Annotated in this window: 14 protein-coding genes; 7 read left to right on the forward strand and 7 right to left on the reverse strand. The window is 72.7% G+C overall.

What is annotated here, in order from left to right:
- The first annotated feature begins 118 nt into the window (after nt 1-118).
- The 3 genes from GJR97_RS07555 (at nt 119) to GJR97_RS07565 (ending at nt 3,107) form a co-directional block, all read left to right on the forward strand.
- Nucleotides 119-982, forward strand: coding sequence for an ABC transporter ATP-binding protein (locus GJR97_RS07555; protein WP_154345885.1), 864 nt, complete (start codon nt 119-121; stop codon nt 980-982).
- A 69-nt stretch (nt 983-1,051) separates the two neighbouring features.
- Nucleotides 1,052-2,077, forward strand: coding sequence for an aliphatic sulfonate ABC transporter substrate-binding protein (locus tag GJR97_RS07560; protein WP_324613273.1), 1,026 nt, complete (start codon nt 1,052-1,054; stop codon nt 2,075-2,077).
- 118 nt (nt 2,078-2,195) lie between these two features.
- On the forward strand, nt 2,196-3,107 hold the full coding sequence (locus tag GJR97_RS07565) for an ABC transporter permease (protein ID WP_407643587.1): 912 nt from the start codon (nt 2,196-2,198) through the stop codon (nt 3,105-3,107).
- A gap of 28 nt (nt 3,108-3,135) precedes the next feature.
- Here GJR97_RS07565 and GJR97_RS07570 read toward each other — a convergent pair whose 3' ends face one another.
- From GJR97_RS07570 to GJR97_RS07585, 4 genes are all read right to left on the reverse strand, one after another.
- The gene (locus GJR97_RS07570) at nt 3,136-4,785 is read right to left on the reverse strand and encodes a DUF5671 domain-containing protein (protein WP_154345887.1); all 1,650 of its coding nucleotides are present in this window, start codon (nt 4,783-4,785) and stop codon (nt 3,136-3,138) included.
- On the reverse strand, nt 4,782-5,246 hold the full coding sequence (locus GJR97_RS07575) for a nuclear transport factor 2 family protein (RefSeq protein WP_154345888.1): 465 nt from the start codon (nt 5,244-5,246) through the stop codon (nt 4,782-4,784). The genes GJR97_RS07570 and GJR97_RS07575 overlap by 4 nt, the downstream gene beginning before the upstream one ends.
- Nucleotides 5,247-5,432: 186 nt before the next feature.
- Complete coding sequence (locus tag GJR97_RS07580; protein ID WP_154345889.1) at nt 5,433-5,780, reverse strand: hypothetical protein; 348 nt, start codon at nt 5,778-5,780, stop codon at nt 5,433-5,435.
- A 116-nt stretch (nt 5,781-5,896) separates the two neighbouring features.
- Nucleotides 5,897-7,471, reverse strand: a complete 1,575-nt coding sequence (locus GJR97_RS07585; protein ID WP_154345890.1) for a polysaccharide deacetylase family protein — start codon at nt 7,469-7,471, stop codon at nt 5,897-5,899.
- Nucleotides 7,472-7,713: 242 nt separating this feature from the next.
- Here GJR97_RS07585 and GJR97_RS07590 point away from each other — a divergent pair, with 242 nt between their 5' ends.
- Both GJR97_RS07590 and GJR97_RS07595 read left to right on the forward strand, forming a co-directional pair.
- Nucleotides 7,714-9,177, forward strand: coding sequence for a DUF6421 family protein (locus GJR97_RS07590; protein WP_154345891.1), 1,464 nt, complete (start codon nt 7,714-7,716; stop codon nt 9,175-9,177).
- 106 nt (nt 9,178-9,283) lie between these two features.
- Nucleotides 9,284-9,943 (forward strand): SDR family NAD(P)-dependent oxidoreductase, encoded by a 660-nt coding sequence (locus tag GJR97_RS07595; protein WP_324613274.1) that lies wholly within the window; start codon nt 9,284-9,286, stop codon nt 9,941-9,943.
- On the opposite strand, the gene GJR97_RS07600 is transcribed toward GJR97_RS07595, so the two are convergent.
- On the reverse strand, nt 9,912-10,379 hold the full coding sequence (locus tag GJR97_RS07600; RefSeq protein ID WP_154345893.1) for a hypothetical protein: 468 nt from the start codon (nt 10,377-10,379) through the stop codon (nt 9,912-9,914). The genes GJR97_RS07595 and GJR97_RS07600 overlap by 32 nt on opposite strands.
- A 198-nt stretch (nt 10,380-10,577) precedes the next feature.
- Between GJR97_RS07600 and GJR97_RS07605 the strand changes: the two genes are divergently transcribed.
- The gene (locus GJR97_RS07605) at nt 10,578-11,411 is read left to right on the forward strand and encodes an alpha/beta fold hydrolase (RefSeq protein WP_324613275.1); all 834 of its coding nucleotides are present in this window, start codon (nt 10,578-10,580) and stop codon (nt 11,409-11,411) included.
- Nucleotides 11,412-11,420: 9 nt separating this feature from the next.
- On the opposite strand, the gene GJR97_RS07610 is transcribed toward GJR97_RS07605, so the two are convergent.
- Nucleotides 11,421-12,821, reverse strand: coding sequence for an FAD-binding oxidoreductase (locus GJR97_RS07610; RefSeq protein ID WP_154345894.1), 1,401 nt, complete (start codon nt 12,819-12,821; stop codon nt 11,421-11,423).
- A 33-nt stretch (nt 12,822-12,854) separates the two neighbouring features.
- On the reverse strand, nt 12,855-14,252 hold the full coding sequence (locus GJR97_RS07615) for an MFS transporter (RefSeq protein ID WP_229276100.1): 1,398 nt from the start codon (nt 14,250-14,252) through the stop codon (nt 12,855-12,857).
- A gap of 283 nt (nt 14,253-14,535) precedes the next feature.
- Between GJR97_RS07615 and GJR97_RS07620 the strand changes: the two genes are divergently transcribed.
- Nucleotides 14,536-15,678, forward strand: a complete 1,143-nt coding sequence (locus GJR97_RS07620) for a sugar phosphate isomerase/epimerase family protein (protein WP_154345895.1) — start codon at nt 14,536-14,538, stop codon at nt 15,676-15,678.
- Nucleotide 15,679: the final 1 nt, after the last annotated feature.

Here is a 15,679-nt window from a genome sequence, read left to right on the forward strand (position 1 = left end):
GCGACGCCGCGTGTGACGCCGCGTGTCGTGCGGTGTTACGTCGTGCTTCACGCGCACGACGGCGGAGAGCGCGTTCCGGTTAGCGTCGAGCATCCACCCGCCTCGACCAGGAGCTGAGATGACGCCCGCACCCGCCGCACCCGCCGGAGCAGCGACCGCCGCACCCGCGGCGCCCGTCGCGCTGCGCGGTGTCGGCCGGGCGTTCACCGCACCCGACGGAGGCACGCGCGACGTCCTCCGCGACGTCGACCTCGACGTCGACGCGGGCGAGATCGTCGCGATCCTCGGTCCGAGCGGATGCGGCAAGTCGACCCTCCTGCGTATCGTCGCGGGCCTCGATCACCCGACGGCCGGCGAGGTCGCGATCGACGACGACGCGGTGCGCCCGTACGACGTGCGTTGCGCGGTCGGCTTCCAGGAGCCGCGCCTGCTGCCGTGGCGGAGCATCGAGCGGAACGTCGCCCTGGGCCTGCCGCGCGGCACCGGTCGCCGCGACGGCCGTGCGCAGGTCGCGCGCCTGCTCGAGCTCGTCGGCCTCGCCGAGTTCGCCGGGCACCGCCCGCACGAGGTCTCCGGCGGCATGGCGCAGCGTGCATCCCTCGCCCGCGCACTCGCGCGCAACCCCGAGGTCCTGCTGCTCGACGAGCCCTTCGGCGCCCTCGACGCCCTCACCCGCCTGAAGATGCAGGACCTCCTGCTCGACGTCCACTCGGCCGAGCCGACCACCGTGCTGCTCGTCACGCACGACGTCGACGAGGCGCTCCAGCTGGCCGACCGGATCGTCCTGCTCGGTGCCGACGGCGACGCGCCGGGGGCTGGCGTCCGCCAGACCGTCGTCGTGCCGGGCCACCGGCCCCGCGACCGCGGCTCCGCCGAGCTCGCGGAGCTCCGCGGCCGCCTGCTCGACGGACTCGGCATCGACCGGCACGGCGCCGCGCGCGGCATCCAGGCCACCACGACCATCCCGCACTACCCGTACTGACCGGCGACGACGGCTCGACCACAGCACCGCCGTCGACGTCGCACCCCACCCACCGAGAAGGAGCCACCCGTGTCCCGCACCACCGTCTTCCGAACCGCGCTCGTCGCGGGCGCCGCAGCCACCGCGCTGCTGCTGTCCGGCTGCGTCGCCGGCGAGAACCAGCCGGCCGAGGCCGTCGCCGAGGGCGACTCGCTCGAGGGCCAGGCGCTGAACATCGACTTCGCGACCTACAACCCGCTGAGCCTCATCATCAAGGACCAGGGCTGGCTCGAGGACGAGGGCCTCGAGGTCACCTGGGTCCAGTCGGCAGGCTCGAACAAGGCCAACGAGGCGCTCCGCGCGGGCGCGATCGACGTCGGCTCGACCGCCGGCTCGGCGGCGCTCCTCGCCCGCGCGAACGGCTCGCCGATCAAGACCATCGACATCTACTCGCAGCCCGAGTGGTCGGCCATCGTCGTCGGCCCCGACAGCGACATCGACGAGGTCGCCGACCTGACGGGCAGGACGATCGCCGCGACCAAGGGCACGGACCCGTACTTCTTCCTCCTGCAGACCCTCGAGGCCGAGGGCCTCGAGCCGGGCGACATCACCGTCGAGAACCTGCAGCACGCCGACGGCTGGGCCGCGCTCCAGAACGACGCGGTGGACGCGTGGGCGGGCCTCGACCCGATCATGGCCGGCGCCGAGGAGGCGGGCGCGACCCTCGTCTACCGCAACGTCGACTTCAACAGCTACGGCTTCCTGAACGCGACCGAGTCGTTCCTCGAGGAGAAGCCCGCGCTCGCGCAGCTCGTGATCGACGCGTACGAGCGGGCACGCGTCTGGGCGGCCGAGAACCCCGAGGAGACCGCCGCGATCCTCGCCGAGGTCGCCGGCCTCGACGAGTCCATCGCCTCGAAGGTGATCCTCGAGCGCTCGAACCTCGACGTCGACCCGGTCCCCGGCGACGCCCAGGTCGCGCTGCTCGAGAAGATCGGCCCCGTGTTCGTCGAGCTCGGCGACGTGGCCTCGCAGGACCAGGTCGACGACGCGCTCGCGACCCTCATCGACGACTCGTTCGTCACGCAGGCGGACCCCGAGCGGTTCGCGAAGTAACCGGGAGCAGACCATGACGACGGATGCCGCGAAGACGACGGACACGGAACGCTCGGGCCTGCCCGACGGCTCGGTCGGGTCGGGCTTCGCGGCACCCGTCGCGGTCGGCGGCCGGGCGGTGGCCGCGGCGGATGCCACGGGGCCGGCCGGCGCCGACCCACGCCCGCCGGGCCGCGAGGAGCGCGGCGCCGCGGCATCCGTCGCCCGGCGCCCGCGCCGCCCCGCGCGCCCGGGCGGTTCCGCCGGGAGCGACGGCGGCGATCGGCGGCCGCTCAGCTCGAGACGCTGGTTCCGGATCGTCGGCGGGGCGCTCATCCCGCTCGCGCTGCTCGCCGCGTGGCAGGTCGTCTCGACCACGGGCGCGGTCCCCGTGTCCCAGCTGCCGAGCCCCGAGATGGTGTGGCTCGCCGCGGTCGACCTCGCCGAGCGGGGCCTGCTCGGGCTCTACATCGCGATCTCGACCCAGCGCGTGTTCATCGGCTTCGCGTTCGGCGCGCTGTTCGGCCTGCTCGCGGGCGCCGTCGTCGGGCTCTCGCGCCTCGGCGACGTGCTGTTCTCGCCGACGCTCGGCGCGGTCCGCGCGGTTCCGTCGCTCGCCTGGGTGCCGCTGCTCATCCTGTGGTTCGGCATCGGCGAGGACTCGAAGGTCATCCTCATCTCGATCGGCGCGTTCTTCCCCGTCTACACCATCGTCGCCGCGTCACTCCGGCACGTGGATCGGCGCCTCCTCGAGGCCGGCCGCGCGTTCGGCCTCCGCGGCGCGACCCTGTTCGCGACCGTGCAGCTGCCCGCGGTCGTGCCGTCGGTGATCGCGGCGCTCCGCCTCGCGCTCGCGCAGGCGTGGCTCTTCCTCGTCGCCGCGGAGCTCATCGCCTCGTCGATGGGCCTCGGGTTCCTCCTCAGCGACTCGGGCAACACGGGCCGCATCGACCGGATCTTCCTCGCGATCATCCTGCTCGCGGTGCTCGGCAAGCTGAGCGATGCGCTCGTCGGGTTGCTCGAGCGGTGGGCCGTGCGCCGCTGGGCGTGAGCCCGGCACGGCGGAGCGCGCCGCGAGCTCAGTCGACGAGCGGGACCGCCTCGACCCGGTCGCCGGGCCCGACGAGCACCAGCACCCGTTCCGCGGTCACCCCCTCGAGTGCGGCGAGGACGACCGCGGCATCCGGCCCTGGGGCCTCGACGTCGACGCCGTCCTCGCGGCCGCCGTCGCGACGCCGCCACACGACCACGCGGGCACCCGTCGCCGCCGCGATCGCGCGCTCCGCGGCCTCGGTGTCGCCTGAGGCGACGAGCACGATGCGCCCGATGCGGCGCTCGGCCGAGACCCCGGTCTCCGAGATCATCGCGCGGTCCCGACGCCAGACGGCGAAGTGGTAGGCGAACACCAGGGCGGTGGCGACGAGCAGGCCGAGCGGTGCACGGATCCGGTCGACGAGCGCGAAGCCGGTCCCGGGATCGAGCACGAATTCGAACACGCGGTAGCCGACGACGAGGAGCGTGATGATCGCGACGACGGCGCTCGCGCCGAACACGGCGACCAGGTAGACCCGCCGGCCGACGTCGACGGCCTCCGCCGGGTCGGGCCGATGCGCGGGACGCCAGTTCAGCCACCAGATCGGCCCGCCGACCACGATCGCGCTGAGGCCGCCGAGCAGCAGAGCACGGTTGCCGGACGAGGCGAGCGGGGACGAGAGCTCGGCGAGCAGCGCGTTGACGACGACCCCGATGCCCGATGCCGCGGCGATGAGGCCGAGGCCCGACATCACGAGCACCGCGGCGCGGCGCGTGCCTTCGGAGTGCGCGGCGGCGATGCGGGCGTGCAGGAGCCACACGAGCGAGCCCACGCCGGCGGCGGCGATCGCCGTGCCGAGCGGGATGAGGATGGCGCTCGCAGGCTCGCTCGGGTCGAAGGCGAGCCGGAGCCCGACGAAGACGACGGTGCCGATCCCGCCGAGCATCGCCGCCCCACCGCCGAGGACGCCGACGACGACGAGCGCGACCGCGGCGAACCCGGTCGGGATGCGTCGGACGCCGTCGCGGAACCAGTGCCACCACCACACGGCGAAGCCGATCGCGGCCCAGACCAGCGCGTCCACGGCCGCCTGCGCCCACGAGTCCCGGCCGACCAGCACCGTCTCGGAGGCACCGCGGATCGCCGCGTCGAACACCGCGGCGAGCGCGGAGACCGCTCCGCTCGCGCCGACCACGAGGCCGTATGCCGCCCCGATGACGAGCGGCACCGTCGACATGCGCGTCGGCCCCTTCGCCGGATGCCGCAGCATCCATCGATGCCACAGCCAGACGAGTGCCCAGACGAGGCCGATCGCGAGTCCGCCGGCCGACCACCGGCCGTCGACGAGGGTCGCGATGCTCACCGCGATCGACGTGGTCGCGACGATCAGCGAGACCGTCGTCATGGCCGCGAGGTAGAGCGGCCAGGCGATCGAGCCCCGCTCGCCGGGCGCGTCGAGACGGCGCCAGGCGCCCCACCAGAGGAGGGCCGCAAGCGGGCCGGCGATGAGTGCGAACGCGAGCTGGAGCGCGAGCTCGGCGGTGCCGCTGCCCGCGAGGGTGCGGTCGACGTCGAACGCGCGATCGAGCAGGCCGCTCACGCCCACCGCGGCGATGGTCACGAGCACGAACAGCAGGATGAAGACGATGAGCCGGCGCACCGCGCCCTGCGCCGAACCGCCCGACGCGGCGCTCATCCCCTGACCACCGTCGGGTCGCAGATCGTCAGCGGCCAGGGCGCCGACTCGATGCGCCACTCGCCGTCGACGCGGACGAGGTCGAACACCCCGCGTTCCTCGTACTCCGACGATCCGAAGGGTCCGTCGCCGTAGGTGGTGACGATCAGCACGTCGACGTCGGCGGTGTCGTCGCGCACGGTCGTGTCGACCAGGGTGACCCGGATGCCCGCGGGTTCGGCGGCCGGCATCCTCGTGCAGTCCTCGGCGAGCTCGGGGACGAGCAGCTCCATCGCGGCCGCCTCGTCGCCGTCGATGACGGCGGCGGAGTACTGCTGGACCACCCCCTCCGGGGTGTCGGCATCGAGCTGCTCGGGCTCTCCTCGCGTGAAGACGGCGACGAGCGCCAGGACGACGAGCGCCCCGAGCACCGCGAGGATGACGACGAGCGTTCGATCGGGTCTCGGGCGTTGGGCCTCCATGCACGTATCCTCGTGCGGCGCGACCATCGATGTCGGACCGAAGGTCACCCCACGTGGGCATGCGGTCACGGCGACCCGCCGACGGCACGGGCCCCGCCGAACGGGCGGCCGCGGGCTCCCCCGCGTCCGCCCGCCGTCGGCGGGCGCGGCCGTGGGCCGTGGTTCGAGCGGTCGACGCCCGTCCGCCTAGTCGGTCGCGCCCATCGCCTCGGCGAGACGCGCGAGCCGTTCCCCCTGCAGGTGCGCGGACGCCGATGCTCCGCCGAGCGCTGCCGCGTACGCGGTGAGGCGCTCACCCTGCGCCGTGCTCGCGCCGGTGCCGTCGCTCGCCGAGGACGCGGCCTCGGCGTACGCGGCGAGGCGATCGCCCTGCGCGGCCGCGGCGTCGCCGAAGTCGGCCGACGCGGCGCGCAACGCCGCCGAATCGGCCCGCGCGCGGTCGTCCCCGACCGTCGCCTGCGATGCGCACGCTCCGAGTGCGCCGACCACGCCCGCTGCGAGCGCGACGGCGACGACGTGCTTCCGGATCTCCATGATGGCCCCCCATTCATCGGACTCGAACAGGGCGAAGGTAGGACCGGTGCGGGCGCGCCGCATCGGGAGCCGACCCTCAGATCACGGGCGTGCACTCCTCATGTTCCCGGGGGGAGTCAGCGCGGCCCGTGGCTCACGAGTACGCCGCGCCCCGGCAGTGCGCCGCCGAACTGGTCCGCGACGCTCACCAGCGCGAAGCCCCTCGATCGGAGTCGGTCGATGATCGACGGGACCGCGTCGATCGTGTCCTGGTGGGTGTCGTGCAGGAGCACGATACTGCCGGGCGCCGCGCCGCCGGCCGCCCGATCGACCACGACGTCGACACCGGGATCCTGCCAGTCGCGCGTGTCGATGTCCCACACCACGAAGGGCAGCGCGACGAGCTCGCGCACCTTGGCGTTCGACGCGCCGTAGGGCGGACGCAGGCTCGTCGCCCTCACGCCGGTGGCGGCCGCGATCGCGTCCTGCGTGCGGCGCACCTCGTCGCGCACCTGCTCGTCCGTCAGCTTGGTCAGGTTCGGATGGGCCCACGTGTGGTTCGCGATCTCGTGCCCCGCGGCGACGATGCGGGCCGCCGTCCCGGGGTTCCGCGCGACCGAGGAGCCCTGGACGTAGAACGTCGCCGCGGCACGCTCGCGATCCAGGACGTCGAGCAACGACGGGGTGAGCGACGTCGGTCCGTCGTCGAACGTCAGGGAGGCGCACGGCAGGAGCGTGCAGTCGACCGGGTCGTCGCCTCCGGGCGCGGACGGGGGCTCGTACGGGTCGCCGGAGACCGCGGCGGACCGCACGGTCGCGCCCGGCTCCGAGAGGAAGGGTTCGAGCAGGCGCCACGGCATGTGGACCGAGGTCGGGCGCGACCGCTCCGTGCCCGGCACGGCGAGGGTCACGACGACGCCGGCACCCCCCGCCGCCGAGTCGACGAGCAGCGCCCGTGCGGCCTCGGGCGCCGTGCCCGCGAACGGGTCCTCACCCGTGTCGACGCGACCGGCGGCTCGGAGCGCCTCGGCGACGAGGGCGAGCACGCGCTTCTCGCTGCCGGCCGCGTAGAGCCCCGCCCCGTCGTGAACGCCGCCGTCCGCGCCGTCCGCGTACCAGACCTCGCGCGCGGGCTGCGCCGCTCCGTCGGGACCGATCTCGGCGATGACGAGTCGCTCGCCGATCACGGTTCCCGATGCGACGACGATCGAGCAGTCGATGGACAGTCGTGTCGGCGTCACCGCGAATGCGCTGCCGCCGGAGCACGGAGTGCTCGCGCCTCCCGCCACGAGGTCGACCCCCGGCGTCCAGCCCGCCCCGTTCGCGTCGGCGAACCCGCGCACCGCCGCGGCGACCCGGGCGGTCAGCGCCTCCCCGAACGCGGTCGTGCCGGGCGGCACGGTCCATCGCGCGGAGACGACGAAGCCATCCGTGCGCATCGCCGCGAGGCGAGGGACCAGTCCCGCGACGCGGTCGCCGCCGAGTGCCACCGGGCCCGGGACGACGCGCGGCCCGCGGTCCGCGACGACCGGCGGGGCTCCTTCCGACCCGGGGGCTGCCGGCGCGCTGGACGGCGGAGCGGTCGGCGGAGCCGATTCGCCGGAGAACGGCGGCACGAGCGCCGAATCGCAGGCGGACAGCGACGCGGCGATCGCGATCGCTGCCGCGACCGCGGTCCGCGTTCGTCGGCGTCGCTCCGTCGCCGCCCCCATGCCTTCAGGCTACGCGCGACCCCCGGCGCCGGCGCCGCGCCCGGCCGCCCTCCAGGTGAGACCTCGTGCGACCGGGCCGCGTCGCAGGAAGCGCGCGTCGGACCGTGGTTCCACGCAATATTCCCGCGCCGGGCCGCAATCAATCGCGGAGGCCGCGAACGTAGCCTTGGACTGGGCGCGGATTCGCCGCGCCGCTGGATGCCGCGTCGAGCGGCCCGACCCATGAGGAACGGAGGTTTCCGATGTCACAGAGCACCATTGAGACGATCGTTGGCGAACCCGAGGTCCTCGAGGACGGGGCCCGCATCCGCATCACGCCCGAGCTCATCGCCCTGGCCGACGGCGTCGAGTCCGACCCCGCCTGGGTCCGGCTGAAGGAGTCGGCCACGAGGCTGCAGGCGCTCCAGGTCAAGGACGGCTCGATCGCCGAGGAGTCCGACCGGCCGGAGGCATCCGCCCTCGTCGACGCCATCGTCGAGTCGGTCGCCGCCCTCGCGCCCCGCTTCCCGCACGAGGCGGCCTACCTCGAGGCCCTCCGGGCCGACTTCCGCAACTGGCAGGCCGGCGGGCTCGGCGTGCCCGACTTCCTCGACTCGCTCGTCGAGTTCCAGCCGCAGCTGCACCGCGTCGACGGCATCCGCCACCTCGTCGTGTTCCCCATGTACACCCAGAACGGCTCGACCGACCGGCACGTCGAGGCGCTCGTCGTCGAGACGATCTGGCCGGAGTTCATCGCGCACCTCGAGGCGGGCGACTACGGCAACAAGCTCTTCGTGAGCCTGCGCCTGGTCGACTTCACGCCGGGCTACGACACCAACTCGGCCGTGCTGTTCCCCGAGACCGTCGCGATGCGCGAGATCCCGCCGTTCACGTGGGGGGCGATCTTCCAGGACCGCGAGGCCGCCCGGTACCGCCGGGTCGTCCGCGCGGCATCCGAGATCACCAAGCTCGAACTGCCGGACGACGCGGCGAGCCTGCTGGAGGACCAGGACCTCGCCGAGCGCACGTTCGTGATGTGGGACATCATCCACGACCGCACGCACATGCGGGGCGACCTGCCGTTCGACCCGTTCATGATCAAGCAGCGCATGCCGTTCTTCCTCTACTCGCTGGAGGAGCTCCGCTGCGACCTGACCGCCTTCCGCGAGTCGGTGAGGATCGAGCGCGGGCTGCGTGCGCGCGTGGCGGAGGGCGATGAGCTCGACGCCGTCGACGCGCAGCTGCTCGAGCACGCGAAGCTCGTCCAGTACGCCGTGATCTTCGACCGGATCTTCCGGTTCGCGATCACCGGCTCGCGCGTGCGCAACTACGACGGGCTCGGCGGGCAGCTGCTCTTCGCGTGGCTGCACCAGAAGCACGTGCTCGACTGGACCGACGTGAAGCTCACGTTCGACTGGGACGCGGTGCCCGACGCGGTCGTGGAGCTCGGCGACGCGATCGACGAGCTGTACTGGAAGTCGATCGACCGGCCGAAGACGTCGCACTGGCTCGCCGCCTACGAGCTGGTCCGCGGCGTGCTCACCCCGAACCCGGCGTCCGTCTGGGCCGAGGGCCTGCCGCGCGAGGTGCTCGCCGGCCCACCCAAGGGCTACACCGACCTCGTGATGGACGACGAGTTCCCGCTGTCGATGTTCTACGAGGCGCTCGACAAGAAGATGAAGCCCGTCATCGAGTCGACGGTGGGCATCACCGCCGCCGACGCCTGACACCCTGCCGCCTCGCCCCCGGAGGCACCCGAGTCACCCCGGACGACCGACCTGACATGTCAGCACGTTGTCCGGGGTGGCTCGCGGCATGAGAGGATGCCCTACCGTGAACACCCTGCAGGACAAGGTCGTCGTCATCGCCGGCGCAACGAGCGCCTCCGGTCGTGCCGTGGCGCGCACCCTCGTCGAGAACGGCGCGAAGGTCGTCGTCGTCGGCACGCACCAGGGCCGCCTCGACGAGCTCGAGGTCGAGATCCCCGGCGTCGTCGGCGAGCGCGCCGACCTCACCGACGGCGACGACGTGCTCGAGCTCGCGATGCGCGTCCACGCGAAGCTCGGCGACGTCGACGGCGTCGTCCACCTCGTCGGCGGTTGGCGCGGCGGAGGCGGCATCCCCGGCCAGACCGAGGAGGACTACCGCCTGCTCGAGCGCTCCCTCACCGCACTGCGGTACGCCAGCCGGGTCTTCTGGGAGGATCTCGTGGCCTCGGACGCCGGACGTGTCGCGATCGTCTCGTCGACGACGGTCGAGAAGCCGACCGCGGGCGGCGCGAACTACACGGCGATCAAGGCCGCGAGCGAGTCGTGGATGCGCTCGCTCGCCGACGGCTTCGCGAAGGCCGACTCGCCCGGCGCGGCCGTCACCTTCCGGGTGAAGGCGCTGGCCGGGCTCGAGCAGCGGCTCGCCGACGAGGTCGTCGCGCTGTGGTCGACGGATGCCCCCGCCTCCGACCTCAACGGGCGGGTGACGACGCTCCAGGCGTGACGTCCCGGCCGTCGTCGACGGACTCGGCGGCCGAATCGTCGCGCGCGGCATCCGCGACGTCGTCGACGTCCCGCATCTCGTCCAGGTCGTCCAGGTCGCCGAAGTCGTCGGCGTGGTCCGCTTCGGTCGTGACCGACGCGGCCGTCTCGAACCGCGGCGCGAACGCACGGATGCTGCCCGTGATCGCGATCGTCGCGAGCGAGACGATGACGGCGAGGATGCCGGCCGTGAGGACCGCGGCGGCGACCACCACGCGCGACTGCCCGCCGTACACGTCCGCGGCAGTGCCCTCCGGGCTGTTCAGCGCGGAGACGAGCGCGTCGTTCTCCGCGATCGTCATCGCGATGCCGATCACGAGCACGACGACCGACGCGACGAGCGCGACCGGTGGGATGACGAGTGCGGCGAGGGAGATGGAACGGCGGGATGCGGGCATGGAGACCTCGGTTTCTTCGGGCGACGCGACGCGTCGGTTCGGACCCGTCCGACCATACGGCCGCCGCTTATGCGCAGGCTGTGCATCGCCGATGAGCGCTCGACGGCGCTCGCCGTGCGCGACCTCGAGGACCACCCGCTCGCCTGGCCGGATGCGCCCCGGTAGGGTGCATCCACACGACCCGGAAGGGGGCGGAGCGTGGTGGACCTCATCGCATCCGACGGCACCCGGCTGAACTACCTCGAGTACGGCGATCCGGCCGGTCGGCCGGTGGTGCTGATCGCCGGCTTCGCGGCGCCGGCGACGAGCTGGCGGTACCAGGTGAAGCCGCTGGCCCGAGCCGGGTATCGCGTCCTCGCGCTCGACCGACGCGGGCACGGGACGTCGGAGCCCGGCGACGGCGAACCGACGATGGAGCGGCACGGAGGCGACATCGGCGACCTGCTCGAGGCGCTCGACCTCACCGACGCCACCCTGGTCGGCCAGTCGATGGGCGGAGACGCGATCTGGGCGCTCGTCGCAGGGCACGGCACCGGACGCATCCGCGACATCGTGATCGTCGACCAGACGCCGTGCATGCTCAACTCCGACGACTGGCCCCACGGGTTCTACGACTACGACGACGCCAACCGCGACACGTTCTTCGCGACCGGCATCCCAGACCCCGGGCGCTTCCCGGCGAAGTCGAAGGGGCTCGTGCGCATCGCGCGGCTGCTCACGTCCCTCGAGGTGCCGCGTGGCGGGGCACCCGCGTTCTCCGAGGCCCAGCTCGCGCTCCTGGACGACCACGCGAAGCGCGACTGGCGGCCGGTCGTGGCCGGGTGCGACGTCCCGATCCTCTTCGTCGCCGGTGCCGAGAGCGAGTTCTGGCCGGCCGAGCACGCCGCGGCCGCGGCCGCGCTCAACCCGCTCGCGGACTCGGTCGTGATCGCGCGCGACGGGCACGCGGCCAACATCGAGCAGCCGCTCATGTTCAACCGGATCCTGCTCGACCGGCTGCAGGGGGTCGACGCGGGCCGGGCTGGGGGCTAGGGCGCGGTCTCACGCCGGGAACGCCTTGCCCGGGTTCAGCACTCCCTCCGGGTCGAGGGCGAGCTTGATCGCCCGGTGGAGCTCCACCACGCGCGGGCTGAGTTCGTGGACCGCGCCCGGCAGCTTCAGCAGCCCCACGCCGTGCTCGCCCGTCACGGTGCCGCCGAGGGCCCGGCAGTCGTCGACGATGCGATCGAACGCGAGCTTCGCCCGCGCCTTCGCGGCGCCGTCGCCCTCGGGCGCGATGATCAGCGGGTGCAGGTTCCCGTCACCCGCGTGGGCGATGTTCGCGATGACGACGTCGTGGTCGCGTGCGCTCGCCTGGATCCGAGCCAGCATCTCGGGCACGCGTCCGCGCGGCACGCAGATGTCCTCGGTGAGCACCGGGCCGAGGCGCTCGAGCGAGGGGTACGCGAGCCTCCGCGCCAGGAAGAGCCGGTCCGCCTCCTCGGTCGATGCGCCCCGCTCGACCGTCAGGGCGTCGGCCCGTGCCATCCGCTCTGCCATCGCACCGGCGAGCGCCTCCCCCGCCGCTCCGACCTCGTCGACCCGGGCGAGCAGCATGGCCTCGACGCCGTGCGGCAGTCCGAGGGACTGCCAGGCGTCGACCGCCTCGATGCAGTTCCGATCGATGAGCTCGAGCGCCGACGGCACGATGCCCGCCGAGGAGATGGCGGCGACCGCCTTGCCCGCCGCCTCGAGCGAGTCGAACGAGCCGACGATCGCACGGTCCTCGCGGCCGCCGAGCGGCAGCAGCTTCAGCGTGAGCTCCACGATGATGCCGAGCGTGCCCTCCGATCCGACCATGAGCGCCGTGAGGTCGTAGCCGGTGACCCCCTTCGCCGTCCTGCGACCGAGTCGCACGACGTCGCCGTCGGCGAGGACGACCGTCATGCCGAGCACGTAGTCGCGCGTCACGCCGTACTTCACGCAGCAGATGCCGCCCGCGTTCGTGGTCGCGTTGCCGCCGATCGTCGAGATCCGGTGGCTCGCCGGGTCGGGCGGATACCAGAGCCCGTGCGCGGCGACCGCCTGCCGCAGGTCGTCGTTGAGGACCCCGGCCTCGGCGACCACGAGTCGCTCGTCCGCGTCGACCTCGAGGATGCGGGTCATGCGCTCGAGGGAGACGACGATCGAGTCCGCCATCGCGTTGGCCCCACCCGAGAGCCCCGTTCCCGCACCCCTGGCCACGACGTGCAGGCCGGATGCCGCGGCCGCGCGCACCGCGACGGCGACGTCGTCGACGGTCTCCGCGAGGACCACGGCGAGCGGGTCGGTGAAGTCGGCCCACTCGGCGTCGTCGTGCGCATAGCGCGCGAGATCGGCCGGCTCGGTGAGCACGCGGTCGGGCGCGAGGTCCCGTCGGAGGCGGGCGACGGCGTCGGTGGGCGACGAGTTCGGGTGGGGCATCGAGCGGGGCTCCTCGGGCGGCGGCGGGTCGGGTCAGGTCGTGGGCGGCAGCGTGGCATCCGCCGCCGGACCGTCGCCGGCGTCGCCATCGCCGGCCGCCGGCTCGGCGGCATCGCCCTCGCCTGCGGCGACCTGTCGCGCGGTGTCGGCCGGATCGTGCTCGGCGCGGCTGAGCAGCACGAACGGGGCGGCGAGCAGCTGCACCGCACCGCTGCAGAGCAGCGAGAAGCCGTACCCGCCGAGGTCGGCCGCGCGACCCATCGCGGGCTGGATCACCGCGCCGCCGGCACTGCCGAGGAGCGAGTCGAACGAGAGCACGGTGGCGCGCTGCTTCGACGGGATCATGTCGTTGAGGTAGGCGCGGTGCACCGGGTCGTCGATCGACGACGCGATGCCCCAGAGTGCGATGAGCACGACCGCGAGCCAGAAGTCCGCGACGAGCCCGAGCGCGAGCAGCACGAGCGTGCTGAGGACGGTGGCGAGGAGGATCACCGAGGTCCGCTTGCGGAAGCGGCGGCGGACGATCGGTGCGAGCAGGCCGCCCACGATTCCGGCCCCCGAGAGCAGGGCCGCGGCCAGGCCCGCGATCGAGTAGGCGCCCTCGTCGCCCCACAGCTCGAGCAGGTACGGCTGGAGCGCGTAGAACGCGTAGAAGCCGACGCCCGTCGTGAAGGGCGTCGTGAACATGAGCCACCGCACCGGCCTGCGGCCCAATCCGTACTTCACCGAGGCGCGGAAGACGTCGCCGGTCGCCTTGACCGGACCAGCTCCGCGCTCCGGCGTGAAGCCGAGGTCGTGCATGAGCATCGCGGCGACCGCGAACATCACGATGAGGATGCCGGCGCGGATGAGGAAGGGCACCCCGAGGTTCGTCAACTGGGCGATCACTCCGCCGAGGACCGAGCCGCCGAGCATCGCGACGTTGCCGACGACCAACGCACGGCCGAACACCGCCTCGAGGCTGCCGCGGTAGCCGGTCGCCTGCAGCGCGTCGACGAGCCATGCATCGATGGCGCCGGAGAAGAACGTGAAGCCGAGCCCGAGCAGCACCGAGACGATCGCCCAGGCCCAGAACGGGGACTGCCACACCCAGAGCATCCAGTACATCGCGGTCGTGGCCGCGAGGGTCAGGGTGCCGAGCAGGTACGACGCCCGGCGGCCGACCGTGTCGGCGACGACGCCGGTCGGGATCTCGAAGACGAACATGCCGACGCTGAAGAACGCGTTCGCTGCGAACGCCTCGAGGTTCGTCAGTCCCGCGTCCAGCAGGAACAGGGTGTTGATGCCCCAGATGAACGAGGCGGCGAGGGTGTTCCCGAGCGTCAGCGTGTAGTACGTGCCCTGCACCCGGCGCGCCGCGCGGTCGCCGTCATCGCCCGAACCGGCGGCGGCCCCGGCCGAACGCCTCGGACTCCACACGCGCTCCATCATGCCCGCAGGGAACCCGGCCCGCCAGCATTCGGCGTTCACCCACCGGGCACCCCCCGTTCGCGGTTCTTTTGCCGTAGAACGTGAAAAGCCGCGCGTCACGCGAATTCTTTTGCTTGACCGCAGAGAGACAAATGCCGTAGTGTCCGAAAAAGTTCGTGGACGCCAACTCACGAGCAACGGTGCGAAGAGTGGCTACGGTCGACCTCCGCATTCGGCGCGGTCCCGCCGCGTCACGGGCGTTCCAGCCCGATCTCAGGAAAACGGTTCAGTGCAAGGGAGCATCATGGATGAACTGACGGAACAGGCCGAGCACGACGCGCGGCTCCTCGGGACCAGGCTCGGTCTCACGCGCCGACAGCTGCTCGCCGCCACGACGGGCATGGCCGCCGCTGCTGCGGTCGGCCTGGCCGGCGGCCACACGCACGCCCACGCCGCCCAGGCGGCGACGGGCGGCAACGGGGTGCTCGTCCCGCCCGGCAAGCGGGGCATCATCCTCTACACGGTCCGCGACGCGATCGGCCGCAACCCGCTGACGAACCCGGGGCTCCCCTCGGGCTTCAAGCAGGTGTTCGAGGAGCTCGCGCGACAGGGCTACAAGCAGATCGAGTTCGCCGGGTACAACCAGAACTCGAACTCCGAGGGCGGCAACGTCAACAACGTCGCCGGTGCGCAGCTGCTGCGGACGTGGCTGGACGACAACGGGCTCGAGGCCGAGGGCAACCACGGCTCGATCCCGAGCGCCGTCACCGACGCCACGCTGGCGCAGTTCGACCAGCAGTGCGAGATCGCGAACATCCTGGGCTTCGGCCACATCGGCACGGGCAACGACCCGACCCGGAGCTCGTACCTCGCCGACTGGGAGACGGCCGCAGAGGTCTGGAACACCTTCGGAGAGCGCGCCGCCTCGCACGGGCTGAAGCTGTACACGCACAACCACGACCAGGCGTACAGCTTCCTGCTCGACAGCGGCCCGCTCGACGCGGCCGGCAACCCCACCCGCTCGAGCGGCCTGCGTCGCCTCGAGTGGTTCCTGCAGAACACCGACCCGAACTACGTCTACCTGGAGATGGACATCTACTGGGCGCACGTCGCCCAGCACCGCTACCAGAGCTACACGGCTCCGGACGGCAGCGTCGTGGAGGACTGGTTCGACCCCGCCGGGCTCGTCTCCGAGCAGACCACCCGGTTCCCGCTCTTCCACGCGAAGGACGGCGCGAAGAACGACAGCGCCGCGGGCTACTCGATCGTGCCGTTCGGCGCCGGCGACATCGACTTCACCACGTTCTTCCAGCGGATCGGGGCGAAGGGCTACCACAACGCGATGTACGAGCAGGACAACGCCTCGAGCGTGCCCATGTCCTCGCCGACCATGTCGCTCGAGAACGCCGCATCCTCCTACACCAACCTGGCCGCGCTCCGCGGCTGAC

Origin of the sequence: Agromyces kandeliae, assembly GCF_009674665.1 — a bacterium.
GTDB classification, from domain to species: Bacteria; Actinomycetota; Actinomycetes; order Actinomycetales; family Microbacteriaceae; genus Agromyces; species Agromyces kandeliae.

Bases quoted from the DNA above. Each gene is read 5' to 3' on its own strand.
- GJR97_RS07555 (WP_154345885.1), top strand. From the start codon at position 119: ATGACGCCCGCACCCGCCGCACCCGCCGGAGCAGCGACCGCCGCACCC.
- GJR97_RS07570 (WP_154345887.1), bottom strand. From the start codon at position 4,785: ATGAGCGCCGCGTCGGGCGGTTCGGCGCAGGGCGCGGTGCGCCGGCTC.
- GJR97_RS07575 (WP_154345888.1), bottom strand. From the start codon at position 5,246: ATGGAGGCCCAACGCCCGAGACCCGATCGAACGCTCGTCGTCATCCTC.
- GJR97_RS07580 (WP_154345889.1), bottom strand. From the start codon at position 5,780: ATGGAGATCCGGAAGCACGTCGTCGCCGTCGCGCTCGCAGCGGGCGTG.
- GJR97_RS07585 (WP_154345890.1), bottom strand. From the start codon at position 7,471: ATGGGGGCGGCGACGGAGCGACGCCGACGAACGCGGACCGCGGTCGCG.
- GJR97_RS07590 (WP_154345891.1), top strand. From the start codon at position 7,714: ATGTCACAGAGCACCATTGAGACGATCGTTGGCGAACCCGAGGTCCTC.
- GJR97_RS07600 (WP_154345893.1), bottom strand. From the start codon at position 10,379: ATGCCCGCATCCCGCCGTTCCATCTCCCTCGCCGCACTCGTCATCCCA.
- GJR97_RS07610 (WP_154345894.1), bottom strand. From the start codon at position 12,821: ATGCCCCACCCGAACTCGTCGCCCACCGACGCCGTCGCCCGCCTCCGA.
- GJR97_RS07615 (WP_229276100.1), bottom strand. From the start codon at position 14,252: ATGATGGAGCGCGTGTGGAGTCCGAGGCGTTCGGCCGGGGCCGCCGCC.
- GJR97_RS07620 (WP_154345895.1), top strand. From the start codon at position 14,536: ATGGATGAACTGACGGAACAGGCCGAGCACGACGCGCGGCTCCTCGGG.